The sequence below is a fragment of the Streptomyces sp. TS71-3 genome, assembly GCF_018327685.1.
Lineage (GTDB): Bacteria > Actinomycetota > Actinomycetes > Streptomycetales > Streptomycetaceae > Streptomyces.
In genome coordinates this window covers 536,654-560,672 of sequence record NZ_BNEL01000003.1, presented here as the reverse complement: position 1 = coordinate 560,672, position 24,019 = coordinate 536,654, and the positions used below count along the sequence as shown (strand labels likewise).

Genomic DNA, 24,019 nt, shown 5'->3' with positions numbered 1-24,019 from the left:
ACCACTTTGCGCTCCCCTCAGCGGAAAACTATCTGGAAGGTGTTCATTGCCAAGGATGCCAATGTTCAACAGTTTTGAGGACGCCTACCTTGCGCTGCTCAAGCTAGCGACCGAGGATTATGAACATCACATCACCTCGCGCGGCAATGACGCGCGCGAGGTGATCGGCGTGGGCTTCCATCTGGTCGATCCTCGCCAACGACTGCCCTATCTGGCCCAGCGCCAGATCAACCCTGTCTTCCAATTCGCCGAAACCTTGTGGCACCTCGCGGGGCGTCGGGACCTGGCCATGATCGGCTACTACGCACCCTCCATGAGGTCCAGCTCTGCCGACGACCTCCATCTCGGGGGATCCGCGTACGGCCACAGTCTTTTCAACACAGCACCGGCCGACGCAGTCTCGCCCTTCGATCGAGTCCTGGAACTGCTGCGCACCGAGACTGACTCCAAGCGTGGTTATCTGCCGGTCTTCTCCGTGGCGGAGCTGGCCATCAGCGACAACCCCGACGTGGCATGCCTGGCCGGACTCCATCTTCTCCCGCGAGACGGACGGTTGCACATGGTGTGCAACATGCGAGCCAACGATCTTGACGGTGGACTGCTGTCCGACGTGTTCTCCTTCACGATGCTTCAGGAGTATGCCGCCATCCAGCTAGGTCTGGAGCTGGGCACGTACATTCACTTCATCGGCTCGGCCCACGTCAACAAACGGAACACCTCCCGTGTTCGGCGCGTGCTGCACGAGGTTGCCACTCGTGGGTCCGCGCTTCGGTTTCCGTTCCCGGCGATGCCGACGACGACCACTGCCGCGACCGTGACCCGTCTGCTCCACCATGAGGATGCCCTGCGTACAAACCAGGCCCACTACAGCGCTCATGACATCGCGAGCCTTGGGTTTGAGCCGTACTGGCAGCAAGTCCTGCTGCTGTTCGAGGCCTACCGCCAGCTTCAGCACGACCAGGTCGAAAGAGTGGCCAGCGGCATCCTCCAGGCACTCGATCCCGGCTTACAGTGGCTCGTTTCCCACCGCTGGCCGGCCTGCTCTACTCACGGCGGTGAGAGCCGATGAAGCGCAAACCCTCCGTCAGCGGCGCCGTGGTGGACGGCGTCGACTGGAATCGTTGGTCGATCATTCTCTGCAAGCCCGACGCCCAGCAACGCGGGCTCGTGTCCACCATCCTCAAGCGCCTCACCCTGCCTGACGTGACGATCCTCGGACGCCAAGACGTGACCGTGGCCGCATGGCAGATCCACGTGCACTATGGGGACCTACTCGTCGATCGCGACTGGTTCGCCGACCGGGATATCCCCCGCGCCCTCGATGAGCTGTACGTCGGCCGGACGGTTACCGTCGCCCTCGCCTCCGGCCCAGCCGGCATCTCCGTTCGGCTGCGCAGCCTCCTTGGCCACTGGGACCCATCACGTGCCCGCCCCGGCACCATCCGTGGCGACCTCGGACGCGACAGCCATGACGCCGCGCTCACTGAACGCCGCCTTGTGAACAACCTCGTGCACACCTCGGATGATCCCGGCGCGGCGTGCCGCGACTTCGGCACCTGGTACGGCGCCCGCCAAAGCGACCTGATCGTCCCGAAGACGGCACACGAGAGCCCTACTTCCCTGGAGGACTGATGACCGCTCCCATTCCGTCCCAGCGCCGAGCCCTGCCGATTCTCAGCTCGGACGAGATCGGCGCCCTCAAGCCAGCACTGGCCGACGTGATCGAGTACCGCAAGTCGGGGCTGTCCCTGAACTGGATCGTGGGCTGTCCCCTGGAGTGTGGCTACTGCGTACGTCACCTGTTCGACAACTTCGGGATGAAGAGCCCGCGGCGGCTGATGAGCGACGAAGCAGCGGTCGCAGCCCTCGTCAGCCACGAGTACTTCCGCCCGCACACCACGCCCCTCCAGCTTCTGAACCGAGCGACCGACCCCATGCTCCCGGTGGTCAAGCCTCACCTGTTCACCGTCTTGCGCCATCTGGACGACCAGGGCCTGACCAATCACGTCCTGATCATCACCCGCTGGCGGACCACGGCCGAAGACTGTGCACTGCTCAATTCCTTTCAGCACTTACGCCTGACCGTCTTGGTCACCCACTCAGGCATCGACAACCCGTCCATCGAGCCGGTGGACTCCGCCATCGCAGCCCGCAGCCTGCGTACCCTGCACGAGCACGCCGAGCGGTACCGCACGGTCCTGTACTGGCGACCGGTCGTGCCCGGCCTGAACGACTCAGACGCCCACCTTGAGCGTGCTCGGGAACTGTCCCACCATGCGCACGCCACCGTTTTCACCGGACTCTTCTTCCGCAACGAGATCAAGGCGTACTACGAGACGCACGGGCTGCCGATGCCGTACGAGGCGACGGCGCGGCGGAAGATCATGCCCGAGGCCGCCGAGCAGCGCATACTCGATACCTTCCACAAGGGCGACTCCTGGGGTGCCCTGTTCCGCAAGACCTCCTGCGGGGTCGCGTACGCCCATGGCGAGGCCGACTACAACGGCCACTTCGGTATCCGGGAGCTGTGCGACATCTGCCCCGAAGAGCAGATCGCCCGCTGCCAGGCAGCCTGGGACAAACCCGAACCGACAACCGTCACCGAAGAGGCGCGACGCGTCGGCGCGACGGGCGTGGTAGAGGTCACCGACCGTGCCATTGTCGTCGAGGGATTGGACGAGCCGCCGAGGTACTTCCTCCAGCACGGCTTCGGCTACCAGTGCCACGACCGCGCCAAGCCCCACCACTACCGCCGGCACGGCCGAGCTTCCATCGGCTGGCCGGCAGAGAACGGACCCCAACCCGGATGAACTTCTCCTCCTGGCCCCCGCTCCTCGTGGTCGATGTCGAAGGCAACGGCACCAACCCGCCCGACCTCGTTGAAGTAGCCGCCCTGCCCGTCCGCGACGGGCGGCTGGACACAAGTACGGCCGGGGCATGGCTGACCAGACCACGGCGCCCGGTCACCCCCTACGCCGCTCGCGTCCATGGCCTGACCAACCAGCGGCTGGAGAACGAGCCGGGCTGGCAGGAGATCGCCGATCAGGTCCTCACCCTCCTCGGCACGTCGTGGATCTGCGCCCACAACGCCCAAGTGGACTACCGGGTGCTCTCCGCGCATCTGCCGCAGTGGCAGCCGGCCGGCGTTCTTGACACACTTCGGCTGGCCAAAGCCACCTACCCGCACCTGCCGAAATACACTCTCGATGCCCTGATCGAAGACATCCAGCCGGACCTCAGTGCAACCTCCGGCCAGCGGCACCGCGCCACATATGACGCATACGCCACGGCGCAACTTCTCGTGTCCATGGCTGACCACTACGGCACCTGGGACCAGCTCATCGCTGTAGCCGTACCGCCCGGCCTGCCCGGCGCACCCGAACCGGGAGAGCAACCGACTCTCTGGTGACCTATGACTGGCGTTCTCTGCGGACACGATCACAACACATCAAAGTACGGTGCGGCGGTCTGCGTTGTCCTGGTCAGTTCACAAAGTGATCGAACTCCCCTGATTTCACACCTAGAATAAATGCACGCAATTTCTCAGGGTTGGTGGTGATAATCAGATCCGGATCGTCGCTTTCTCGCACGAGAATACGGTCATCCATGTGTGCTATCTCCATGCAGTCTGCTCCATTTGCGCCGGAGAAAGAAGACTTCTGCCATCGGATTTCTTCGTTCACTTCCTGCTTCCTTTCATGCTTCAGCTACGATACCGCGAATCAATTGTTGAGAATCGTCGGGGTCGAGTGACACCTGCTCGGCTACGGTGAATAGACTCCGGCACTTCCTGAGTTCGGTTTCCAAGTCCATAAACTGGTCGCCCAGATGACTGTCGACCCGAACGGTGTCCAGTTGTGGAACGACGCCACCCGCATACAAGACCGGATGTGTAGTTTCGATGAACGTCTCATTCGTGAATGGGATCACCCGAACTGTGATGTTCTTTCTCTCCGTGCACTCCAGGAGGTATTCCAACTGTGCCCTTGCAACCTTTCGCCCGCCGAACTTCATGCGTAGCGCGGCCTCATGAATGATCGCTTCGAGCGGGGTCGATGGGTCTCTTTCGAAGATGATCCGGCGTCGCATGCGGTGCTCGGTACGTACCTCCACCTCTTCGGTGGGCAGTTTCGGGGTCGCCCCGTTGAAGATGACGCGCATGTAGTCCTCTGTTTGGACTAGTCCAGGCAGCGTAACCGTTTGGAGTGACCGAAGGTAAGTGGCATGGTATTCCAGCTCGGCGATATCGAGAAATGCTGGAGCGAGGATTCCCCTGTACTCATCCCACCAGAATTGTCCGCGATGCTCTCTGGACATTGCGCACAGCGCGTCCACATATGCTGCGTCGTCGCACGAGTAGAACGTCGCCAGCCGCCGGATGCGTTCTTCGCTGATTCCTAGGCGCCCTGCTTCGATGTTGCTGATCCTTGTTCGATCTGCCGCAATTAGAGCTGCCGCGTCCACAGCTGTCTTCCCGGCGCTCTCGCGCATTTTGCGGAGCTCCGCCCCAAGTCGAGCCTGTCGTGCGGTCGGGTAATCCCTCGGCGGCATTCCTCACCTTCCTCCTTCGGTGGGTGTCAGTCTCCCCCGCGGCCAGGGCACGGTCCACCAGTTCGTGGAGCCTCCTAGGTGAACCCTTGCACCGGTACACCCGTGCACCGTATGGTCTGATGCTACGTCGGACGGAGCCCCACCAGGCCGAAGTGCAGCCGCATGCCCATGTGTTGAGCGTGGGAGTTCGGTGTGCGGCCAACGCCACGGCAAGCGAAGCCGGCGTAGAGACCCGTGCGGAGGGTGCGAGAACCACCCCAGACGACAGGAAGAGGACGTATGACCAACAAGGCGGGCGCTGACGTATTCCTTGAGGGAGACACCGCATACGACATCCGCAACAAGCGAAACGGGATCATCACCCACCAACCCCAGCCGGGAACGTGGATCTGCCTCGCCGATCCCGACCATCCGGGGGACCTCGAACGGCACTGGCACACCCGCTACGGCGACTTGCGGCACTCGGAAAGCGGGCTGGGCGGTTCATGACGCGGCGTAGCGAAGGTCAGCCAGAGCCACATCAGTACGCGACGACGAATGGATGACCCTAGTGGTAGAGACAGATGGAAATACGAACGGCAAACGGCCGGTGACCGCGGCCGAGCGGATCAAGGAAGCCGAGAATGTGCGTGACGAACTGTGGGCTGCACTGCACGCGTTCGGGATCACCCTGCCGTCGCTGTGCGTGGAGCCTGCCGCGTATGCGGACGCCTGGCCGCGCCCACTGGTCGAGCTTGGCCGCTGCAACCTTCAGACGGCTCGACGTCTCACAGACGCGCTCCGGAGGGGAACGGGCAGGTAGGTCCTCGCGCTGGGGGCGCCATGGCTCGCACTTTCCGTCGGCTCAGCGGGGTTGCGCCGCTCGACCCGCCCGCCTCGCCCTGCGCCGGTGGTAATGCACCGTCACCACCCCCAACAGCGGCCCCCACGCCGCCAACGGCGCGTACGCGATGACGAACGCCGGGATCTGCCAGCCGTGCAGGACGACGCCGGTGCCGGGGGAGCCGTTGAGGGTGCGGCCCAGGGAGAGCATGAGGAGGGCGTAGGGGAAGAGCGCGGTGAGGGTCGTGGCGCCGAGGGCGGCGGGGATCGTGGCGGCCCGTGGTGGGATTCTGCGGCCGCCCAGCAGGGGGATCCAGCGCGGTACGCGCTCGCCCCACTCGCTCACCAGGCCCACCGTGAGGAACGCCAGGGCCTCGCTGACGACGGTCAGCGCGACGACGTACCACGTGCCGGTGAAGACGACCGGGCCGTGGCCGTCCACCTCCCGCGCCGGGTGCTCCAGCAGCGGGGTGTGGAAGGTGACCGCCGCGATGCGCCAGATGCCCGACGGCAGGGTCGTGAGAGCGGCGGCGTAGGCCGCGAGCACCGCCCAGCGGGGCACGTTCGCGGCCGTGCGGCCGTGCAGGCGTGAGGAGAGGGCGGGCTTCCGGGTGCGGTTCCGGGTGCGTTCCCCGGGGTCTTCCGCTGAGTATTCCCCTGCGTGTTCTGCGGGGTGTTCCCCGGGGGGTTCACCTGTGGGTTTCCGGCGTTCGGCCGTTGTCCGTTCCTGTGCGTGCGTCACGTTCCGATCGTCCGGCGGTGCGGGGCGCTGCCGCGTCGGCCGGCCGGCTCATCCGCCTCCGCCCCGCGGGGGAGGGGGTGGCGCCGCGGGTACGACTTCGGCGCCCGTTCCGTTTCCGTGGCTGCGCCGCCGTGCGGTGGCCCCTGCCGGGGTCTGGCCCCCCTGCCGGCGGGGTCTGGCTCCCTGCCGGGGGGTGCCCTCCGGGCGGGGTGGTTCCGGTTGTTGCGGGATCGTCCGGCCATGGCGCTTGCTCGCTCCCCCACAGCCTTGAGGGCGTGGGAGGTACCCCCACCCCGCGCCCCTTTCGGGGCGCAGGCCTACGCTTCCGTGCCCCCTTCGCCCGTGCCCGCTTCGGGGGGTGCCCCCGTTCTCCGGGTCTGAGGCCGCCGCCTACCCCGCCTCCGTCAGTGCCTCCCGCAAGTGCCCGCTCGTGCGGGACAGCAACCGTTCCGCCGTCGTCGCGTCGACCTTGCCGAGGATCATGAGGATGGCGTTCTTCACCTCGCCGTGCGTGGCCGTCAGGGCTGCCTCGATCTCCGTGTCCGGGGCCTCCGTGGCGAGGGCGACGATGCGGCGGGAGCGGGCGCGCAGCTTCTCGTTCGACGCGCGGACGTCCACCATCAGGTTTCCGAAGGTCTTGCCGAGGCGGATCATGGTGATCGTCGAGATCATGTTGAGGACCAGCTTCTGTGCCGTGCCCGCCTTCAGGCGGGTGGAACCGGTGAGCAGTTCCGGGCCGACGACGATCTCTATGCCGTGCTCGGCCGCCGCCGCCAGCGGGCTGTCCGCGTTGCACGACAGGCCGATGGTCAGGGCACCCCGCGCGCGGGCGTGCTCGACGGCGCCCACCGCGTACGGCGTGCGGCCCGACGCGGAGATGCCGACGACCACGTCCTTGCCGGTCAGCGCCATGTCGTCGAGGTTCCGGGCGGCCAGCTCCGCGGAGTCCTCCGCGCCCTCCACCGAGGTCACCATCGCCCCGGGGCCGCCCGCGATCAGGCCCACCACGTCGGACGGGTCGGTGTTGAACGTGGGCGGGCACTCGCTGGCGTCCAGCACCCCCATCCGGCCCGCCGTGCCCGCGCCCGCGTAGATCAGCCGGCCGCCCCGGGACATCCGGTCGGCGGTGGCGTCGATGGCCGCGGCGATCTGCGGCAGCCGCGCGGCGACCGCGGCGGGGACGGTGGCGTCCTCGCCGTTCATGATCCGCGCGATCTCCTCCGTCGGCAGCCGGTCGATCTCGGCCAGCTCCGGCCGGAACGCCTCGGTGGTGAGGTGGGCCAGCTCCGCGCGCAGGGCGGAGTACGTCTCCGGGCCGCCGGAGCCCGCTGGGGTGTCGCCGGAGCCCGCGAGGGCTTCGCCGGAGTTGGCGGGGGTGTCCCCGGGGGCGGTGACGCCGGCGGGCGCACTGGCGCCCTCGGGCTTGGCAGCGCCGTCGGGCGTGGTGGGGTCGTCGGGCGTGGAGGTCATGGCGTGCGGCTCTTTCCGGTGCTTTCCGTTGTCACATGGGTGCCGTTGTCACATGGGTGTCGATGCCATACGGGGGTCAATGTCATGGGGGGGCAATGTCACATGGGTGTCGATGTCACATGCGCTTGGTCGCGAAAGTGTGGGTTCGCGAGTGGGGGTTCGCATGTGACGTGTGCGGCGGTGGAGCGGGGCTGCTGCTGACGGTGCGCAGGCGCGCGGCCGGAGCGTACGACCGCACGGGGGCGGCCCAGCGGCACACGCCCCGCACAGGGGGATGCGACGGTACGGGGTGACGGGGTGCGGGCGGTGATGCGGGTGGCGCGGGGAGCCGGGCGGGCCGGTCGGAGGTTCCGGGGAGCACCGCTGGTCAGCGCTGGCTTCCGGGGCGGGGCGTGTGCCGGTGGGCCAGCGCCTCGTAGGACGCGGAGAGCGCGGGCGCCGCCGTCTCGTACGTGCGCTGGGCCACGCCGATGAAGAGGCAGTCCACGACGAGGAGCTGGCTCGTGCGCGACGACATCGCGGCCGGGCGCAGCTCGCTCTCGCGGGCCGTGGACGTGGTGAGCACGTGGTCCGCGTACTGCGTGACCGGGCCGTCGGGGCGGCCCGTGATCGCGATCGTCGTCGCCCCGTGCTCGAAGGCGACGCGCAGCGGCTCGATCACGTCGCCCGTCGAACCGGAGTGGGTGATCGCTATCGCCACGTCCTTCGCGCGCAGCTGCACGGCGTTCGTGATGGCCAGGTGGGGATCGCCGTGCGCATGCGCGATCAGGCCGATCCGCAGCAGCTTCTGGGCGAGGTCCTGGCCGACCAGGGAGGAGGCGCCGTGGCCGTAGATGTCGATGCGGCGGGCGGTGGCGAGGCTGCCCACGGCGGCGCCGAGCTGCACCGTGTCCAGCGCGGCTGCCGTGTCGGCGAGCGTCTGCTGCTCGTCGTAGGCGAGCTTGGCGACGACGTCGGCGATGGGGTCGTCGACCGCTATGTCCGCCGTGACGGCGGGGGCGCGGCCGGACTGCTGCTGCGCGGCGAGGCCGGCCAGCGCGAGGCGGAGGTCGCGGTAGCCGGGGTAGCCGAGGAGGCGGGCGGTGCGCACGACGGTGGCCTCGCTGGTGCCGGTGAGCTCGGCGAGGCCGGTGACCGTGAGCGCGGCGCAGCCCGCCGGGTCGCCCGCGACCGCCTCGGCGACCCGCTGCATGGAGCGGGTCATGGACGGTGCCAGGGTGCGGACCTTCGCGGCGAGCGCCGCCGGGGCGGGCGGCGTCTCCCCTAGGAAAATTTCCTTCACGTTATTGGTCACGTCTGAAAGATATTTTCGAGCGGGCCGACGGGTCAAGGGGGTGCGGGAGCGCACGATACGGGCATCGCGCGCCGGGGCGCTATGGCGCCGCCCGGACGGTTCAGGGCCGCGCCGCACCCGGGGAGCGCACAATGGAGTGCATGGCGGATTCGGAAGATCCCGAGACGGCCGCGGTGGGCGCCCTGGAGCGCGCCCTGCACGCGGCCAGGGCACTGGTGCTGGCCGACCTCGCCGTGGGGGACGTGACGGACGCCGACATCGTCTCCATGGTCGAGGACGCGGTGGCGCACCGGCGGTGGTGGGTCGAGCAGTGGCCGGAGGGCGCGCAGTACGTCGCGGGCCTGGTCGCCCAGGACGTGCAGGACGCCCTGCTCGAACGGTACGGGCGGTGGCCGCTGTGCCCCGTGTGCCGCACCCACGAGCCGCACGTCCTCGACGTCCGCCCCGAGTTGGGCCCCGATCCGCACTGGGTGTGCCACGAGACGGGCGTGCAGGTGGCCCCCGTCGGCGACCTCGGCACCGCGCCGGGCCACGGCGGCGGGGCGCAGTCCCTGTGAGCGGTATGGGTCGTATGAGCCCTGCCGGCCCCATGGGGGCGTCCGCGAGCCACCGCACGGTGCGCCCCGGCGGGGCGTCATGACCATCTACATCGACCCGCCCACCTGGCCCGGCCATGACCGCCTGTGGTCGCACCTCGTCAGCGACGTCTCGTACGAGGAGCTGCACGCCTTCGCCGCCCGCATCGGCGTGCCGCCGCGCGGGTTCGAGCGCGACCACTACGACCTGCCGTCGCACCGCTACGCCGACGCCGTTCGCGCCGGTGCCGTGCGGGTCAGCAGTCGTGAGGTGGTGCGTCTGCTGACGGCTGCCGGGCTGCGGAGGCGGAAGGGGCAGCAGGGGCGACAGGGGCGACAGGGGCGGGAGTCGGAGGAGTCGGAGCGGCGGTAGCCGGACGGGAGCCGGCCGGTGCCGGGCCCGAGAGGGCACCGGCGGAGGCGGCGACCATGCGGCTCGGCGTCCGCGTCGTCCGGTGCAGGCGTGCCGAGACGGCCACCACGGCGATCGCGGCCACCGCCATCGCCGCGCCCGCCCAGGCCGTGGCCGCGTAGCCGAAGCCCGCGTCGATGACCGTGCCACCGACCCAGGGGCCGCCGGAGTTGCCGACGTTGAAGGCGGCGGTGGTGGTCGCGCCCGCCAGCGTCGGCGCGGCGCCGCCCAGGTTGAACATCCGGGCGTTGAGCGCCGGAGCCGTGTAGAAGGCGGAGACGCCCAGCAGCAGGGAGAGGCCCACCGCGGCGACGGGGTACCCGCCGAACAGCGCGAGCGCGGCGAGGAGTACCGCACTCGCCGCGATGCCGGAGAACATCACCCCGAACAGGTGCGCGTCCGCGATCCGCCCGCCGACCGCCGTACCGATCAGCGCGCCCACGCCGAACAGCGCCAGCACCGTCGGCACCCAGCCGTCGCCCAGGTGCGCGACCTGCGTCAGCACCGGGGCGAGATAGCTGAACAGGCAGAAGACGGAGCCCGCGGAGAGCGCGATGAGGACGACCGTCAGCCAGACCTGCCGGTCGCGGTAGATGCGCGCCTCGCGGCGCAGCTGCGGCATCCGCTCGGGCCGGGGGATGGCCGGGATCAGCGTCGCGATGCCCGCGAACGCCACCGCCGACGCCCCGCCGACCGCCCAGAACGCCGAACGCCAGCCGAGGCCCTCGCCGAGGAAGGCGCCGGCCGGCACGCCCAGCACGTTCGCGATCGACAGCCCGCCTATCATCACGGCCATCGCGCGGGCCCGCGCCGTCACCGGCACCATCGCGATCGCGACCGCCGCGCCCACGGCCCAGAAGCCGGCGCACGCCAGCGCGCTCACCACCCGGGACGCGAACAGCACCGGGTACGAGGGCGACAGCGCCCCCGCGACCTGGCCCAGGCCGAAGACGGCGATCAGCGCGAGCAGGGTCGCGCGGCGCGGCAGCCGCAGCGTCGCCACCGCGAGCAGCGGGGCGCCGACCACCATGCCGATCGCGAAGGCCGAGATCAGCAGGCCGGCCTGGGGGATGGTCACCCCCATGTCGTCGGCGATCGGCGGCAGCAGCCCGGACAGCATGAACTCGCTCGTGCCCAGCGCGAAGACAGCGAGCCCCAGCACGTAGACGGCCAGGGGCATGGGCGCGCGGGAGCGCGAACGGGCGGGGGGATCGAGGCGCCGCGCCGGGGAGGCGACCGCGGGGGCCGGGGTGCGCCCGCCGTCAGCCGGGGCGCCGGGCGCGGCCGGTCCGGAACGGGGGACGGCCCCGGAGCCGGGGCCGGCGGGCCCCGGAGCGGGGTCGGTGGGCTCCGGAACGGAGCTGGTGCGCTCCGGAGCGGAGCTGGTGGGCTCCGGCGTCGGGCCGGTGGGCAGGGGACTCGGGCCGGTGGGCTCGGGTGAGGACATGTCCAGGGGAACAGGGGTTCCCCCCGGCCCCATTCCCGTCCTGACCCCGCGTCATACGGAGAGCAGTTCCAGTTCCGCGGTGAGGTTGCGGCGGGCCGCGGCCTCCCAGTGCTCGGCGCCGTACGGCGTGCGGAACAGCGCGGGGAGCGCGAGGAGTTGGCGCAGTACGCCGGCGCGGCCCGCGCGGAAGGCGTCGTCCGGCACGAACCCGTACTCCTCGCGGACCGCCGCGGCGTATGCCGCGTACTCCGCGGCCGGCGCGGCCAGGATCGCCAGGTCCGCGTCGCACAGCACCTCGCCGTCGGCGTCGCCGGGCCCCGGGTCGTGGCCGAAGGTGAGCCGGACCAGGCGGGCCACCTCCGCCGTGGACTCGGGCCCGAGCCCCGCCTCGGGCAGCGCGCGCTCGGCCAGCGCGGCGGACCGCTCCTCGTTCTCGGAGCGGTCGGGGCGGTACACGGCGTCGTGGAACCATGCGGCCAGCCGGACCACCGCGGGCTGCCGCGCGTACGACTCCAGGACGTCGATGCGGTCGAGGACGGCCGCGAGGTGGTCGGTTGTGTGGTAGCGCCGCTGGGGTTCGGCCCAGCGGGCGAGCAGGTTCTCGGCGTACGGCGCGGGGTCGGGGCCGGGCGCGCCCCCACGGGCGGCGAGCAGGGCCGCACGCCAGCGTGCGCGGAGGTCGTCGTGGGCGGGGTGCGGCGGGAGGTCGGCCATGCGGGCCATTATCCGCGGGGGCCCGGGAGGGGGCGGGTGGCGGTCCGGTACGGGAAGCCGGCAGGTAACCGGCCGGTGAGGGGAGCGGGCGTGGGCCGGGTCCGGGGATCGGGCGTGGGCCGGGTCCTGGGCATCGGGTTGCCCCTAGCGTGGAGCCATGACTGCTGACGTAAGCGATGAGCTCAACGCACGCCATTCCGGGCGGCCCGGTGCCGCGAACGGCGCGGAGAACCGCGACCCCGAACTCCCCGGAGAACTCCTGCGGCTCGAACGCGACGCGCTGCTGCCGCTGCTGCGCTCCCGCGACGCCGCCGACTTCGCCACCTACACGGCCTGCCCCGGCTGGACGGTCCGCCATGTGCTCGCGCACTGCGCCGCGGCGCTGCTGCGGGTCGTGGAGGGGCGGACCGGTGACGGCGCTTTCACGCCCGAGGCGAACGAGCGGGACGTCGCCGAGCGCGCCGACTGGCCGATCGAACGGGTGCTGGACGAGCTGGAACGCGGCATGACCGACGCGGGCCCCGTCATCGCCGCGGCCGGCGGACCGCTGGACCGCGTGGCGCTCGGCGAGTGGGTGCACGCCGGCGACGTGCGGGACGCGTTCGGGGAGCCCGGGGCGTACGCGGGGGACGGGCTGCCGGCCGCCCTCCTGCTGCTGGCCGGGGTCACCCGGGCGCGGGAGCACCCGGCGCTCCACGCCGACCTGGACGACCAGGACGAGCCGCTGCTCCTCGGCGCCCCGGCGGGCGACGCGCCGCCGGCCCGCTACATCGGGGACGCCCCGACGCTGGTACGGCTCTACGCGGGGCGGCCGGTCGTGGGGGCGCGGTACGAGCTGGCGGGGGCGCGGGAGGGGGAGCTGCGGCTGTTCAGGTGAGGGCGGGGCGGCGGCGCGGTGGCCCGGTGGCCCGGCGGTAAGTGGACTAGACCTGTAGATTGAGGCGGTAGTCCGTACCCCCTGTCCGTTCTGTCCGTCGTCCGTCTATCGAGGAGCGGGGTTCCATGAGCAAGCCTGCCGGCCGTGCGCTGCTGGAGGTGATCGCCCTCGATGCCGAGGACGCGGTGGCCGCGGAGGAAGGGGGCGCCGACCGGCTCGAACTCGTCTCCGAGATGGACGCGGACGGGCTGACCCCGTCCCACGCGACGGTCGCCGCGGTGTGCGCGGCCGTGCGCATCCCGGTGCGCGTGATGCTCCGGCCCTCGGACGGGTTCACGCTGGAGGCGCCCGCGGACGTCGCCGCGCTGGTGCGCCGGGCCGGGGAGCTGCGGGCGGAGGGCGCCGAGGAGTTCGTGCTCGGGTTCCTGGACGAGGCCGGGGCACCGGACCTCGCCGTGCTGGAGGACCTGGTCGGGGCGCTGCACGGCTGCCGGTGGACGTTCCACCGGGCCATCGACCGCGCGGCGGACCGTGCGGCCCTGCGCAAGCAGCTCGCCGACGCCGCGGGGCTCGACACGTACCTGACGGCGGGGTCCGCGCGCGGAGTGGACGACGGTATGCAGGTGCTGCTGGCGGAGGCCGGGCGCCGGGGCGAGCCCGGGTACGAGCAGGAGCTGATGGTGGGCGGGGGTTTGCGGCTGCCGCATGTGGCGGGGCTGCTGGCCGCGGGGGTGCGGGCGTTCCACATCGGCGGTGCGGCGCGGCCCGGGGGCTGGACGGAGCGGGTTTCCGCGGGGGCGGTTTCGTCGTGGCGGGCGGCGCTTGGCGCTTGACGCGGGCCGGCCGTTTTCCGGGGTGGCCCCTTGTCGGGGGGTGGCTCCCTGCCGGGGGTGCCCTCGGGGCGGGGTGGTTTCGGTTTTTGCGGGATCGTCTGTTGGCGGGGGTGCTCGCGCAGTTCCCCGCGCCCCTTCGGGTCGCGGGGGCTCCGGCGGTCTCTTGTGCGCGGCCTTCGTCGTGGCCGGTGCTTGGCGCTTGACGCGGGCCGGCCGTTTTCCGGGGTGGCCCCTTGTCGGGGGGTGGTTCCCTGCCGGGGGTGCCCTCGGGGCGGGGTGGTTTCGGTTTTTGCGGGATCGTCCGCCGGTGGCTGGTTGCTCGCGCAGTTCCCCGCGCCCCTTCGGGTCGCGGGGGCTCCGGCGGTCTCTTGTGCGCGGCCTTCGTCGTGGCCGGTGCTTGGCGCTTGACGCGGGCCGGCCGTTTTCCGGGGTGGCCCCTTGTCGGGGGGTGGTTCCCTGCCGGGGGTGCCCTCGGGGCGGGGTGGTTTCGGTTTTTGCGGGATCGTCCGCCCGGTGGCTGGTTGCTCGCGCAGTTCCCCGCGCCCCTTCGGGTCGCGGGGGCTCCGGCGGTCTCTTGTGCGCGGCCTTCGTCGTGGCCGGTGCTTGGCGCTTGACGCGGGCCGGCCGTTTTCCGGGGTGGCCCCTTGTCGGGGGGTGGTTCCCTGCCGGGGGTGCCCTCCGGGGAGGGTGGTTTCGGTTTTTGCGGGATCGTCCGCCCGGTGGCTGGTTGCTCGCGCAGTTCCCCGCGCCCCTTCGGGTCGCGGGGGCTCCGGCGGTCTCTTGTGCGCGGCCTTCGTCGTGGCCGGTGCGCCTTCTGTTTCGTTGTGGGGCGGGGCCGCGGGGGGATATCCGTCCTCGGTCCCGCGTCCTCCGTCAACCAGAGGGTTCCCCTGGGCCTGACGCAGGACGCTGCGGGCGGACATCCCCCCACGTCCCCTCACGTCGCATCGGCGGCTAACGGCCGGTGGGGGTTCGTGTCTCCTGCGCGGATGGGGCGAAGGGGGCACGTCTCGCCGGCGACTGCCGGCCGGTGGGGAGGGGCAGGCCCCCGGCTGTTCCGAGTGCAGCCCCGCTCCCACTTCGCGCTGTCCCACCGGCCCGCAGCCGCGTACGAAACGGGAGGGGACGTGGGGGGATGTCCGCCCGCAGCGGCCGGTCCCAGGCCCAGGGGGAGTGTCCGGTGGACGGTGACGGGACCGGACCGAGGACGGATATCCCCCCGCGGCCCCGCACCCACAGCGAACCGGAAGGCGCCCTATAAGGGGCGCGGGGAACTGCGCGAGCACCCCCATCAGGGGACGATCCCGGGATAACCGGAAGCACCCGGCCCGGAGGGCACCCAACCGGCGGGGGACGATCCCGGGATAACCGGAAGCACCCGGCCCGGAGGGCACCCAACCGGCGGGGGACGATCCCGGAATAACCGGAAGCACCCGCCCGGAGGGCACCCCCCGGCAGGGACCCACCCGCCGGCAAGGGGTCACCCCGGCAGGGTCACCCCCCGGCAGGGTCACCCCTCACGCGAGCTGCGGCGGCAAAGCCGCCCCGTGCAGGACCGTGAGCCCCGAGACCGCTCGCGTGAGGCAGACGTACAGGCGGCGCAGGCCGGTGCGTTCGTCGGGCTCGCCGGTGATGATCGCCTCGGGTTCGTCGACGACCACGTAGTCGTACTCCAGGCCCTTCGCCAGCGACGCCGGGACCAGCGTGAGGCGCGTGGCGAGCGTGGTCTCCTCGCCGGGGGCCAGGTGCGCGAGGCCCGCCGACGCCAGCGCCCGGGCCAGTACCGGAACGCGGACGTCCGCCGCGATCAGGCCGATCGACCCCTCGTGCCGCAGCGCCGCGCGGCAGGCGTCCACCACCGCGTCCGTCAGCTCCTCGGGCGCCGCCCGCCGTACCTCCAGCGACCCTGGGGACTCCCGCACCGACGCCACCTCGGTGAGCTGCGGCGCGATGGCCGGCAGCAGGCGCGACGCGTACGCGATGACCTCGCGCGGCACCCGGAAGCCCGCCGTCAGCTCCTCCACCAGGGCGTCCGGCTTGCCCAGGTGCGCCAGCGCCTCGTCCCAGCTCTCCGTGGCCCACGGCGTGGTGCCCTGGGCGAGGTCGCCGAGGACCGTCGCCGACCCCGTCGAGCAGCGCCGCCCCACCGCCCGGTACTGCATCGGCGACAGGTCCTGCGCCTCGTCCAGCACCACGTGCCCGAGCGACGGGGTGCGCGCGACCAGGTCGGACGCCTCGTCGATGAGGACCGCGTCGGCCGCCGACCACGGCGCCGACTTCACGCTCCGGGCCGGTTTCGCCCACAGGATCGTCTTCTGCTCCTGCTCGCTGAGCAGCCCGCCGGCGTGCGCGGCGAGGAAGTCGCCGTCGGTGAGCAGGCGCAGCACCAGCTTCGCCGGGTCGACCGCCGGCCAGACCGCCTTGACCGCCGCCTTCACGGCCGCGTTGCGCGCCACCGCGTCCTGCACGCGGTCGTCCGGGGCCTCTCCGGAGTGCTCCATGCGGACCAGCACGGCGTGCGCGATGCGCTGCGGGAGGGCGTCGCGGGCGGCGCCGTAGCGGATGTCCCGCGCCAGCAGCTCGTCCACGATCTCCGCCACCTCGTGCGCCGGGATCCGCCAGCGGCGCGAGCCCCGCACCACGACCAGCGGCTCCCGCGGCGGCGTCACGTGCGAGCGCAGCGCACGCCGCAGCACCTCCGCCATCCGCGCGTCACCCTTGACCAGCGCGGCGGCCGGGTCGTCCGTCCCGCGCACCGGCACCTGCCCGACCAGTTCCCCGACCGTCGCCTGCTTCACCTCCAGCTCGCCGAGGGCGGGCAGCACCTGCTCGATGTAGCGCAGGAACGACGCGTTCGGGCCGATGACGAGGGTGCCGGTCCGCGCCAGCCGCTCGCGGTGGGCGTACAGCAGGTACGCGACGCGGTGCAGGCCCACCGCGGTCTTCCCGGTGCCGGGACCGCCCTGCACGCAGACCGTGCCGGTCAGCCCCGACCGGACGATCTCGTCCTGCTCGGGCTGGATGGTCGCCACGATGTCCCGCATGGGGCCCACGCGCGGCCGCTCGATCTCCTGTTGCAGCAGCCGGCTGGTCCGGACCGCCTCGGCCGGGTCCGTCAGGTGCTCGTCCTCGTACGCCGTCAGGTCGCCGCCGGTGTAGCCGAACCTGCGGCGCAGCACGACGTCCATCGGGTTCTTCTTCGACGCCTGGTAGAACGGCTGCGAGACCGGGGCGCGCCAGTCGATCACCATCGGGTCGCCGTCGGCGTCGTGGACGTGGCGGCGGCCGATGTAGAGGGCGGTCGCCTCGTCCGCGTTCACCGCTTGGTCCGCCGGACGGCCGCGGTCCGCGGCGGTGCCGCCGGGTGATCCGGTGAGGGGTCCGTCGGATCCTTCAGGCCCCTCGGGCCCTTCCGCCCCGGCCGGTCGCTTGAGGCCCGGGGCGTGGCGGTAGTCGAGGCGGCCGAAGAAGAGGGGCGTGTGGGCCAGGTCCGCCAGGGCCTTGATGCGGGCCTCCATCTGGCGCTGGAGGACCTCGGCGTTCACCCAGTTCGCCGTGACGTCGCGGATGTCCAGGGATTCGACGTCCTCGCGCATGGCGCGCAGGGCCGTACGGGAGGCCGTCAGGTGCGCTTGCTCGCGGGCCAGCGGGTCGGGGTCGGGGTCGGCGCGGGTGCCGGCGGGGTGGGGGTCGGCGGGTGGGGTGGACACGGGTACTGCCTCCGGGAGCGTGACGAACAGGCCGGCCGGCGCGGGTGGCGGAGCGCACGAGGGCGCGGGGTGCCGCCGGGCGGCCGGGCGGGGGTGCGGTGGGTGCGCGTTGGCGCGCGCGAAGAGCCGGCCGGTTTCCGTCCGGGCGGCGGCGCTCCACGGGAGGGAGGCGGGCAAGAGGGTGGAGTTTACCCGGTGGGGTGTGGGCGGTCTAAGGGTTTTTCCCTCCCCCACGTCCTCCGGCCCCACGTCCTCCGGGCGGCCTGCCCCGGCAAGCTGCCCCGGCGGCCTACCGGGGCCTGACCCCCTCCATCACCAGCTTCAGCAGGTCCCTCGCCTGATCCCCGGTGCTCGACTCCGTGACGATGGCGATCGCATTGGCCAGCGTGAGCAGGTCGTCGAGGCGGAGATCGGCGCGGGCGGTCCCGGCCTGCTGGGCATCCCGCAGCAGGGCCGAGCCGACCTCGCCCACCGCGGCCCGGCAGGTGGCGACGAACGGGGAGTCCTGGCTGTTCCCGGTGGCGAACGCGGCGCCGAGGCCGCTTCGCGTACGGACGTGGTCGATGTAGGCGTGCAGCCACGACTCCAGCGCGTCACCCGAAGGTCCATGGCCTTGGGACCGGAGTTCCTCTCCGATGACGCAGAGCTTTTCGACCTCGTCGACGCAGACCGCGATGAGGAGGTCGCGGCGGTGGGGGAAGTGGCGGTAGAGGGTCGCGTTGCCCACGCCGGCCCGGCGGGCGATCTCGTCCAGTGACGCGTCCGGCCCTCCTGCCCCGAACACCTCCGCGGCAGCGGCCAGCACCGCCTCGTAGTTGCGCCGCGCGTCCGCACGCAGCGGAGGACTGGCCAGTCGTGCCAGCTCCGCGCGGGGCGAGCCGGCGATCGGCTGTGACACGGGCACCTCCCACTCCGCCCCGTCCTTGCCAATCGGGGACCTCCCCGGTTAGCGTACTTCAGGTACAACCGGGGGACTCCCCGGTTATGGGGGGGGGAGGGAGGCCCGCGGATGTACAAGAAGATCTCTTTCCTCACGAAACGTGACGGGATGACGGCCGAGGACTTCATCGACTACTACGAGAACCACCACGTGCCGCTGATCCTCGACCTGGCGCCGGCACCGGACGTCTACAAGCGGCACTACGTCGTCCGCGGCGATGAACTGAACCTTCGCGAGGACGACATCGACTTCGACGTGGTGACGGAGGTGGCCTTCGCGGATCGGGAGTCGTTCGACCGGTGGCTCGACGCCCTGGGCGCGGCAGGGAGCCGGGTCCCCGACGACGAGGCGAGGTTCCTCGACAGGTCACGCCACCTGTCCTTCGCCGACGACGAACGCGTGACGTCCGGATGACGTCACGTCCGGACGGCGTCACGTCCGGATGACACGGGAGGCGGACCCGTCCAGCCGGACCGGCTCCCCTAGGGGCGCGGGCTCGGTGGGGTCAGTCCCGGGGTGTACGGGGTCGGCCCCGGGGCGTACGGGGACGGGGGCAGTGATTACATCTGTGGGCTGATGCCTCTGAACTGGGCGGAAACGACCATAGAGGGATGAGCAGCGGATCGGCTTTCTCCTTCAACCTGGCCGCCGTGCCGCCCCGCCCGCCGGGCGCCTCGGCCGCGACCGGGACGTCCCATCAGCACCGCCTCGGCGAGGGGCTGCGGGCGATCAGGGTCTACGTGTCCTCCGCCTTCGAGGTGGCGGTCCTCGGGGAGTACTGGGAGGAGGCGGGGGTGAGGATCCGGCGCCGTTGAGCGCCGTCCCGCCCCCGGCCCCGGGTACTCCTCCGGTCGCGTACGGTCACGCCTCCAGCTCGCCCGTGAGCAGGTCGTCCGCGTCGACGATGCGGTAGGCGTACCCCTGCTCGGCCAGGAAGCGCTGGCGGTGGGCCGCGAAGTCCTGGTCGATGGTGTCGCGGGCGACGATCGAGTAGAACCGCGCCTCGTGGCCGTCCGCCTTCGGGCGCAGCACGCGTCCGAGGCGCTGGGCCTCCTCCTGGCGGGAGCCGAAGGTGCCCGACACCTGGATCGCGACGGTCGCCTCCGGCAGGTCGATCGAGAAGTTGGCCACCTTGGAGACCACGAGCACCGAGATCTCGCCCTCACGGAAGGCGCCGAACAGCTTCTCGCGCTGGGCGTTGGTCGTCTCGCCCTTGATCACCGGAGCGTCCAGGTGCTCGCCGAGCTCGTCGAGCTGGTCGATGTACTGGCCGATCACCAGCGTCTGCTCGCCCGCGTGCCGGCGCACCAGCGCCTCCGTGACCCGGCGCTTGCTGTCCGTCGTCGCGCAGAACCGGTACTTCTCCTCGGTCTCCGCGGTGGCGTACGCGAGCCGCTCGCGCTCGGTGAGGTTGACCCGGACCTCCACGCAGTCCGCGGGCGCGATGTAGCCCTGCGCCTCGATCTCCTTCCACGGCGCGTCGAACCGCTTCGGGCCGATCAGCGAGAACACGTCCGACTCGCGGCCGTCCTCCCGTACCAGCGTCGCCGTGAGCCCGAGCCGGCGGCGGGCCTGGAGGTCCGCGGTGAACTTGAAGACCGGCGCCGGGAGCAGGTGCACCTCGTCGTAGAGGATCAGGCCCCAGTCGCGGGAGTCGAAGAGCTCCAGGTGCGGGTAGACGCCCTTCCGCCTGGTCGTCAGCACCTGGTAGGTGGCGATGGTGACCGGGCGGATCTCCTTCCTCGTCCCGCTGTACTCGCCGATCTCGTCCGCGGTGAGGGAGGTGCGGGCGACCAGCTCGTGCTTCCACTGCCGGGCCGAGACCGTGTTGGTGACGAGGATCAGCGTCGTCGCCTTCGCCTCGGCCATCGCGCCCGCGCCGACCAGCGTCTTGCCGGCGCCGCAGGGCAGCACGACGACGCCCGAGCCGCCGTGCCAGAAGCTCTCCACGGCCTGCTTCTGGTACGGGCGCAGCGCCCAGCCGTCCTGTGCGAGCTCGATGGCGTGCGCCTCGCCGTCCACGTAGCCCGCCAGGTCCTCGGCCGGCCAGCCGAGCCTCAGCAGCGTCTGCTTGATCTGGCCGCGCTCGGAGGGGTGGACGGCGACGGTGTCGTCGTCGATCCGGGCGCCCACCAGCGGCTTGATGCGCTTGGAGCGCAGGATCTCCTCCAGCACCGGGCGGTCGGTGGTGGTGAGGACGAGACCGTGCGCCGGGTCCTTGCTGAGCGTGAGGCGGCCGTAGCGGTCCATGGTCTCGGCGATGTCGACCAGGAGGGCGTGCGGGACCGGGTAGCGGGAGAACTGCACCAGGGCGTCCACGACCTGCTCGGCGTCGTGGCCGGCGGCGCGGGCGTTCCAGAGGCCGAGGGGGGTCACGCGGTAGGTGTGGATGTGCTCGGGGGCGCGTTCCAGCTCGGCGAAGGGGGCGATGGCGCGGCGGCACGCGTCGGCCTGCTCGTGGTCGACTTCGAGGAGGAGGGTTTTGTCGGACTGGACGATCAGGCAGGACACGCTCGGGCCTCCGGCGGAGGTGGTGGTGGGGTGGTGGGGTCGGGGTCGTGTGCTGGGGTGTGCGGGTCTTCCCGGCTCGCGCGGGGCGCCTCCGCTCCGGCGCCGAACAGACGCCAAATAACGGAGTCTACCGGGCGGGGCGGGCGGGCGGACTACTCCGTGGCCGGTGCGGACTACTCCGTGGCCAGTTCCGCGACGCCCGTGATGCGGTGGAGGGGGTAGGTGCGGACCTCGTCCGCGGTGTGGTCGAAGGCGGTGACGAAGCCGCCCTCCACGCTGATGGGGGCGATCACGCGCTGGCTCGCCGCGCCGTCGGCGTTCACGTACCCGATCCACACCGGCTCCCCGGCCAGCACGGCCGCCTGCATGGTGGCGAGCGTGTCCGCCGAGTTCGTCCGGGGCAGACCCGACGCCGGGGCGGCCGGGACCCCGGTCGGACCGCCGGCCTGGGGCACGGCCTTGCGGGGCGCCGTGGACGCCGCGTCACCCGCCCGGATCGCCCGTACCGCGGCGCCCAGCAGCGTGCCGTCCGGCAGCGGGGGGCCGTCGGGCACCGGCTCGGGCGCGGTGCGCGGCGGTGTCCGGTGTGCGGTCGCGCGGGTGATCAGTACATCGCCATCCGGTGACTCCGCGGCCGGCGCGAACCCCATGGACCGCAGCCCGTCGAGGAGCGTCGCCGGGTCGGCCTGGGCGGCCAGCACCGTCGGCGCGAGCCTGCGCAGCCGCAGTGCCGCCGCGCGCTTGTCGGCGAGGATCTCGCCCAGCACGGCGTCGTCGTCGCAGCGCACGTACGCCGCCGCGGCACCGATCCGCAGGTGGCCGTGCCGGCGCGCCACGTCGTCGATGAGGTACGACAGCGGCTGCGGCACCGGAGTGCGCGAGTGCGCCGCGAGGAACGCGTGCAGCTCGGCGGCGGACTGGCCGGCGTCCAGCGCGCGCCGCACCGAGCCGGGCGTGAAGCGGTAGACGGTCGCGCCGCCCTTGGACTCCACCTCCGCCAGCACGTCGAGCATCGCCGCGAGCGGCCGGAGCAGCGGGCCGGGGGCGACGGCGGTCAGGTCGGCCTGGAGCAGCACGTGGTCCAGCGGCTCCGGCAGCAGCGGCGCGAGCCGGCGGGCGGCCTCGGCGGCGGCCACCGCCCGAGCGGCCCCGGAGTCGTCCGCCCGCGCGGTCCCTGTGTCGTTTGCCCGCGCGCCCCCGGCGCCGTCCTCCCGTGCCGCGCCGAGCAGGGCGCGGCCGTGTGCCGACAGGGCGCCGCGGCCCGTGACGCCGAGCAGTTCCGCCTCCGCGAGCGTCCACCGGGCGAGCGGGGCCACCGCCGTCGAGTGCAGCCGGGACCGGCTGAGGGCGCCCGGGTCGTCCTGGTCGGACGGAGCCGGGCGGCGGGCTCCCGGGTCGGCGGAGGCGGAGCCGGGGCGGCGGGGCCCGGGCGGCTCGGCCTGGCCCGCCGTCACCGGCTGGCCGGGCGCCGACCCGCGCAGGGGCCGCTCCCAGTGCAGCCGGGCCAGCAGCGCCTCATGGTCGGGCGCGGTCCCCTCGGGGAGCGCGGCGAGCAGGGTGAGCACCCGGTGCCGCACCTCGGGGGCCGCGGAGCGGTCGAGTCCGGGGCCGAGCGCCGACATCACGCGGTCCTTGCCGTCCCGGCCGCCGACCACGCCGGACGTCCGGGTGGCCGCCAGCCACACCGACACCAGCCGGGCCCAGCGCTGCGCGGCGGGCAGGTCGAGCCAGTCGTCGTACGCGGGCGTGGGGGCGTACCGCTCGGCCTCGCGCCGCGTGCCCGCCGCGTCGTCCGGGTGCGCGCCCTCGTAACCGCCGTCGGACGCCACGAGACCCGCCGCGTACGCCAGCTCCACCCAGAACGCGGCCGTCTGCTCGGGCACGTTCAGCAGCGCGGCCGTCCGCTTCAGGTCGCGCACGCTGAGCCCGCCCGCGCGCAGCACCGGCGGACCGCCCGCGCCCCAGTTCTTGAGCAGTTCCTCGACGGTGGCGAGCGCGGTGTGCGCCTGGCCTGCCGCAGTGCTGTCCACGACCCGTTGAGAGTACGGCCGGTGCTCCGCCGCGGTAGTGACCTCCGGCGGCAGCGGCTCCAGGTCGCGGTGCGCTCGGCCGCCACGCAGGTGCAGGGCCGCCTCGCGGGGCAGCACGACGGTGCCGGGCGAGGTGGGCAGCAGCAGGCCGCGGTCCAGCAGCCAGCGCAGGTGCGCCGCCGGATCGGCCGTCACCTGCCCGTACGGCGGCCCCCAGACCAGCCGGTCGAGCACCTCCAGCGACGCGGCCGGCGCCTTCTCCAGCAGGTCCGCCATCCGTTCCCGGTCCGCGAACAGGCCGGACAGCGCGGCGACCGCGGAGACCGAGTCGTGCGTCGTGGGCAGTCCCGCCGCGACCACGATCTCCTGGATCCGGCCCGGCGAGATCCCCGCGGCGGCCTCCGCGACCGTCGGACCCAGACCGGTCGGCGACGGGTGCCGCGGCGCCGGCGCCAGGAGCTCGCGCGCCGTGCGCACCAGGCGCAGCTGCTCGTCCGTGCCCCACACCAGCGCCTGCTCGCGCAGGGTGGCCAGGGCGCGGGGGAGGGCGCCGGCGACGGTGGCGGGGGATGCGGCCCCGGGGGTATGCGGGGCGGGGGTCCCGCCCGGGTCCCCGGGTGCATCCGGGGCGGGGGTCCCGCCCGGGTCCCCGGTGAGGCCGGTGTTCCGAGAACCGGTGTTCCGAGAGCCGGAGTCCCCTGAGCCGGTGTCCTCGCAGAGGCCGGTGTCTCCGGTGAGGAGCGTGCGCAGGGTCGCGTAGGGCGTGGGCTCCGGCGCGACCGCCAGGGCCTGGGCGGTCTGGAGCGCGAACAGGTCCAGGCGGCCCAGCGCGCGCACCACGGACGCACGGGTGCCCGCACGGGTGGCCAGCTGCGTCAGGTCGCCGGGGACGGGGGAGAGCAGGTCGGGGCGGGCGCGCAGGAGGGCGGCAAGGGAGGAGTCAGCGCGGAGGCGGAGGTCCTCGGCGAGGGAGCGGGGTGCGGTGCCGCCGTCCTGGGGTGCATGACTGCTCATCCTGTTCACGGTAATGGGTGCGGGTGACATCACGGGGGTGGTGTCCGTCTCGGCTCTGCACCGGGTCCGCACCAGCG

The 24,019-nt window shown here is 72.2% G+C and carries 22 protein-coding genes; 11 read left to right on the top strand and 11 right to left on the bottom strand.

The genetic code is table 11. The features are described 5' to 3' along the window. The first annotated feature begins 61 nt into the window (after positions 1-61). The 4 genes from Sm713_RS26825 to Sm713_RS26810 are packed head-to-tail and all read left to right on the top strand — an operon-like array spanning position 62 to position 3,409. Entirely contained in the window at positions 62-1,069 is a 1,008-nt protein-coding gene (locus Sm713_RS26825) for a thymidylate synthase (protein ID WP_249416709.1), read from the top strand. Continuing rightward, complete coding sequence (locus Sm713_RS26820; RefSeq protein ID WP_212912641.1) at positions 1,066-1,632, top strand: nucleoside-diphosphate kinase; 567 nt, start codon at positions 1,066-1,068, stop codon at positions 1,630-1,632. Before Sm713_RS26825 ends, Sm713_RS26820 begins: the two co-directional genes overlap by 4 nt. Then, on the top strand, positions 1,632-2,810 hold the full coding sequence (locus Sm713_RS26815; protein ID WP_212912640.1) for a radical SAM protein: 1,179 nt from the start codon (positions 1,632-1,634) through the stop codon (positions 2,808-2,810). Before Sm713_RS26820 ends, Sm713_RS26815 begins: the two co-directional genes overlap by 1 nt. After that, complete coding sequence (locus Sm713_RS26810) at positions 2,807-3,409, top strand: 3'-5' exonuclease (protein ID WP_212912639.1); 603 nt, start codon at positions 2,807-2,809, stop codon at positions 3,407-3,409. Before Sm713_RS26815 ends, Sm713_RS26810 begins: the two co-directional genes overlap by 4 nt. Before the next feature lie 73 nt (positions 3,410-3,482). Here the strand turns inward: Sm713_RS26810 and Sm713_RS26805 are convergent, their stop codons facing one another. Beyond that, positions 3,483-3,683, bottom strand: a complete 201-nt coding sequence (locus tag Sm713_RS26805) for a DUF397 domain-containing protein (RefSeq protein WP_212912638.1) — start codon at positions 3,681-3,683, stop codon at positions 3,483-3,485. 13 nt (positions 3,684-3,696) lie between these two features. Continuing rightward, entirely contained in the window at positions 3,697-4,551 is an 855-nt protein-coding gene (locus Sm713_RS26800) for a helix-turn-helix transcriptional regulator (protein WP_212912637.1), read from the bottom strand. 279 nt (positions 4,552-4,830) lie between these two features. Here Sm713_RS26800 and Sm713_RS26795 point away from each other — a divergent pair, with 279 nt between their 5' ends. Then, a complete protein-coding gene (locus tag Sm713_RS26795) occupies positions 4,831-5,040 on the top strand; it encodes a hypothetical protein (RefSeq protein WP_212912636.1) in 210 nt (69 codons plus the stop codon). Positions 5,041-5,395: 355 nt separating this feature from the next. On the opposite strand, the gene Sm713_RS26790 is transcribed toward Sm713_RS26795, so the two are convergent. The 3 genes from Sm713_RS26790 to Sm713_RS26780 form a co-directional block, all read right to left on the bottom strand. Beyond that, positions 5,396-5,935, bottom strand: a complete 540-nt coding sequence (locus Sm713_RS26790) for a hypothetical protein (protein WP_249416707.1) — start codon at positions 5,933-5,935, stop codon at positions 5,396-5,398. Between the two features lie 570 nt (positions 5,936-6,505). Next, positions 6,506-7,585 (bottom strand): N-acetylmuramic acid 6-phosphate etherase, encoded by a 1,080-nt coding sequence (murQ, locus tag Sm713_RS26785; protein ID WP_212912635.1) that lies wholly within the window; start codon positions 7,583-7,585, stop codon positions 6,506-6,508. A 367-nt stretch (positions 7,586-7,952) separates the two neighbouring features. Continuing rightward, positions 7,953-8,879, bottom strand: a complete 927-nt coding sequence (locus tag Sm713_RS26780; RefSeq protein ID WP_212912634.1) for a MurR/RpiR family transcriptional regulator — start codon at positions 8,877-8,879, stop codon at positions 7,953-7,955. A gap of 140 nt (positions 8,880-9,019) precedes the next feature. Here Sm713_RS26780 and Sm713_RS26775 point away from each other — a divergent pair, with 140 nt between their 5' ends. Next, positions 9,020-9,436, top strand: coding sequence for a hypothetical protein (locus Sm713_RS26775; RefSeq protein ID WP_212912633.1), 417 nt, complete (start codon positions 9,020-9,022; stop codon positions 9,434-9,436). A gap of 79 nt (positions 9,437-9,515) precedes the next feature. Then, positions 9,516-9,827, top strand: coding sequence for a DUF4031 domain-containing protein (locus Sm713_RS26770; RefSeq protein ID WP_212912632.1), 312 nt, complete (start codon positions 9,516-9,518; stop codon positions 9,825-9,827). Here the strand turns inward: Sm713_RS26770 and Sm713_RS26765 are convergent. Together Sm713_RS26765 and Sm713_RS26760 are read right to left on the bottom strand one after the other, a co-directional pair. Then, positions 9,712-11,046, bottom strand: a complete 1,335-nt coding sequence (locus Sm713_RS26765; RefSeq protein WP_212914858.1) for a Cmx/CmrA family chloramphenicol efflux MFS transporter — start codon at positions 11,044-11,046, stop codon at positions 9,712-9,714. The genes Sm713_RS26770 and Sm713_RS26765 overlap by 116 nt on opposite strands. 318 nt (positions 11,047-11,364) lie before the next feature. Then, positions 11,365-12,027, bottom strand: a complete 663-nt coding sequence (locus Sm713_RS26760) for a hypothetical protein (protein ID WP_212912631.1) — start codon at positions 12,025-12,027, stop codon at positions 11,365-11,367. A gap of 157 nt (positions 12,028-12,184) precedes the next feature. Here Sm713_RS26760 and Sm713_RS26755 point away from each other — a divergent pair, with 157 nt between their 5' ends. Together Sm713_RS26755 and Sm713_RS26750 are read left to right on the top strand one after the other, a co-directional pair. Further along, positions 12,185-12,904, top strand: coding sequence for a maleylpyruvate isomerase family mycothiol-dependent enzyme (locus Sm713_RS26755; RefSeq protein ID WP_212912630.1), 720 nt, complete (start codon positions 12,185-12,187; stop codon positions 12,902-12,904). Between the two features lie 125 nt (positions 12,905-13,029). Next, positions 13,030-13,737 carry a copper homeostasis protein CutC gene (locus Sm713_RS26750; RefSeq protein ID WP_212912629.1) on the top strand — a complete coding sequence of 236 codons (708 nt, stop codon included), beginning with the start codon at positions 13,030-13,032 and terminating at the stop codon, positions 13,735-13,737. Positions 13,738-15,254: 1,517 nt separating this feature from the next. Here Sm713_RS26750 and Sm713_RS26745 read toward each other — a convergent pair. Then, positions 15,255-17,333 (bottom strand): UvrD-helicase domain-containing protein, encoded by a 2,079-nt coding sequence (locus Sm713_RS26745; protein ID WP_212914857.1) that lies wholly within the window; start codon positions 17,331-17,333, stop codon positions 15,255-15,257. A 403-nt stretch (positions 17,334-17,736) separates the two neighbouring features. Further along, positions 17,737-18,345: a TetR/AcrR family transcriptional regulator gene (locus Sm713_RS26740; RefSeq protein ID WP_249416706.1), complete on the bottom strand. Its 609-nt coding sequence runs from the start codon at positions 18,343-18,345 to the stop codon at positions 17,737-17,739. 111 nt (positions 18,346-18,456) lie between these two features. Here Sm713_RS26740 and Sm713_RS26735 point away from each other — a divergent pair, with 111 nt between their 5' ends. Together Sm713_RS26735 and Sm713_RS26730 are read left to right on the top strand one after the other, a co-directional pair. Further along, entirely contained in the window at positions 18,457-18,801 is a 345-nt protein-coding gene (locus Sm713_RS26735; protein ID WP_212912628.1) for an EthD domain-containing protein, read from the top strand. Positions 18,802-18,998: 197 nt separating this feature from the next. Continuing rightward, positions 18,999-19,202 (top strand): hypothetical protein, encoded by a 204-nt coding sequence (locus tag Sm713_RS26730; RefSeq protein ID WP_212912627.1) that lies wholly within the window; start codon positions 18,999-19,001, stop codon positions 19,200-19,202. A gap of 46 nt (positions 19,203-19,248) precedes the next feature. Here Sm713_RS26730 and Sm713_RS26725 read toward each other — a convergent pair whose 3' ends face one another. Both Sm713_RS26725 and Sm713_RS26720 read right to left on the bottom strand, forming a co-directional pair. Then, positions 19,249-20,898, bottom strand: a complete 1,650-nt coding sequence (locus Sm713_RS26725; RefSeq protein ID WP_212912626.1) for a DNA repair helicase XPB — start codon at positions 20,896-20,898, stop codon at positions 19,249-19,251. A 173-nt stretch (positions 20,899-21,071) separates the two neighbouring features. Then, positions 21,072-23,942 (bottom strand): helicase C-terminal domain-containing protein, encoded by a 2,871-nt coding sequence (locus Sm713_RS26720; protein ID WP_249416705.1) that lies wholly within the window; start codon positions 23,940-23,942, stop codon positions 21,072-21,074. Between the last annotated feature and the right edge of the window lie 77 nt (positions 23,943-24,019).

What these genes read in the sequence shown, in the direction of transcription:
- Sm713_RS26825 (WP_249416709.1), top strand. Translation starts at nt 62, where the DNA reads ATGTTCAACAGTTTTGAGGACGCCTACCTTGCGCTGCTCAAGCTAGCG.
- Sm713_RS26820 (WP_212912641.1), top strand. Translation starts at nt 1,066, where the DNA reads ATGAAGCGCAAACCCTCCGTCAGCGGCGCCGTGGTGGACGGCGTCGAC.
- Sm713_RS26815 (WP_212912640.1), top strand. Translation starts at nt 1,632, where the DNA reads ATGACCGCTCCCATTCCGTCCCAGCGCCGAGCCCTGCCGATTCTCAGC.
- Sm713_RS26810 (WP_212912639.1), top strand. Translation starts at nt 2,807, where the DNA reads ATGAACTTCTCCTCCTGGCCCCCGCTCCTCGTGGTCGATGTCGAAGGC.
- Sm713_RS26800 (WP_212912637.1), bottom strand. Translation starts at nt 4,551, where the DNA reads ATGCCGCCGAGGGATTACCCGACCGCACGACAGGCTCGACTTGGGGCG.
- Sm713_RS26795 (WP_212912636.1), top strand. Translation starts at nt 4,831, where the DNA reads ATGACCAACAAGGCGGGCGCTGACGTATTCCTTGAGGGAGACACCGCA.
- murQ (WP_212912635.1), bottom strand. Translation starts at nt 7,585, where the DNA reads ATGACCTCCACGCCCGACGACCCCACCACGCCCGACGGCGCTGCCAAG.
- Sm713_RS26775 (WP_212912633.1), top strand. Translation starts at nt 9,020, where the DNA reads ATGGCGGATTCGGAAGATCCCGAGACGGCCGCGGTGGGCGCCCTGGAG.
- Sm713_RS26770 (WP_212912632.1), top strand. Translation starts at nt 9,516, where the DNA reads ATGACCATCTACATCGACCCGCCCACCTGGCCCGGCCATGACCGCCTG.
- Sm713_RS26765 (WP_212914858.1), bottom strand. Translation starts at nt 11,046, where the DNA reads ATGCCCCTGGCCGTCTACGTGCTGGGGCTCGCTGTCTTCGCGCTGGGC.
- Sm713_RS26760 (WP_212912631.1), bottom strand. Translation starts at nt 12,027, where the DNA reads ATGGCCGACCTCCCGCCGCACCCCGCCCACGACGACCTCCGCGCACGC.
- Sm713_RS26755 (WP_212912630.1), top strand. Translation starts at nt 12,185, where the DNA reads ATGACTGCTGACGTAAGCGATGAGCTCAACGCACGCCATTCCGGGCGG.
- Sm713_RS26750 (WP_212912629.1), top strand. Translation starts at nt 13,030, where the DNA reads ATGAGCAAGCCTGCCGGCCGTGCGCTGCTGGAGGTGATCGCCCTCGAT.
- Sm713_RS26745 (WP_212914857.1), bottom strand. Translation starts at nt 17,333, where the DNA reads ATGCGCGAGGACGTCGAATCCCTGGACATCCGCGACGTCACGGCGAAC.
- Sm713_RS26735 (WP_212912628.1), top strand. Translation starts at nt 18,457, where the DNA reads ATGTACAAGAAGATCTCTTTCCTCACGAAACGTGACGGGATGACGGCC.
- Sm713_RS26730 (WP_212912627.1), top strand. Translation starts at nt 18,999, where the DNA reads ATGAGCAGCGGATCGGCTTTCTCCTTCAACCTGGCCGCCGTGCCGCCC.
- Sm713_RS26720 (WP_249416705.1), bottom strand. Translation starts at nt 23,942, where the DNA reads ATGAGCAGTCATGCACCCCAGGACGGCGGCACCGCACCCCGCTCCCTC.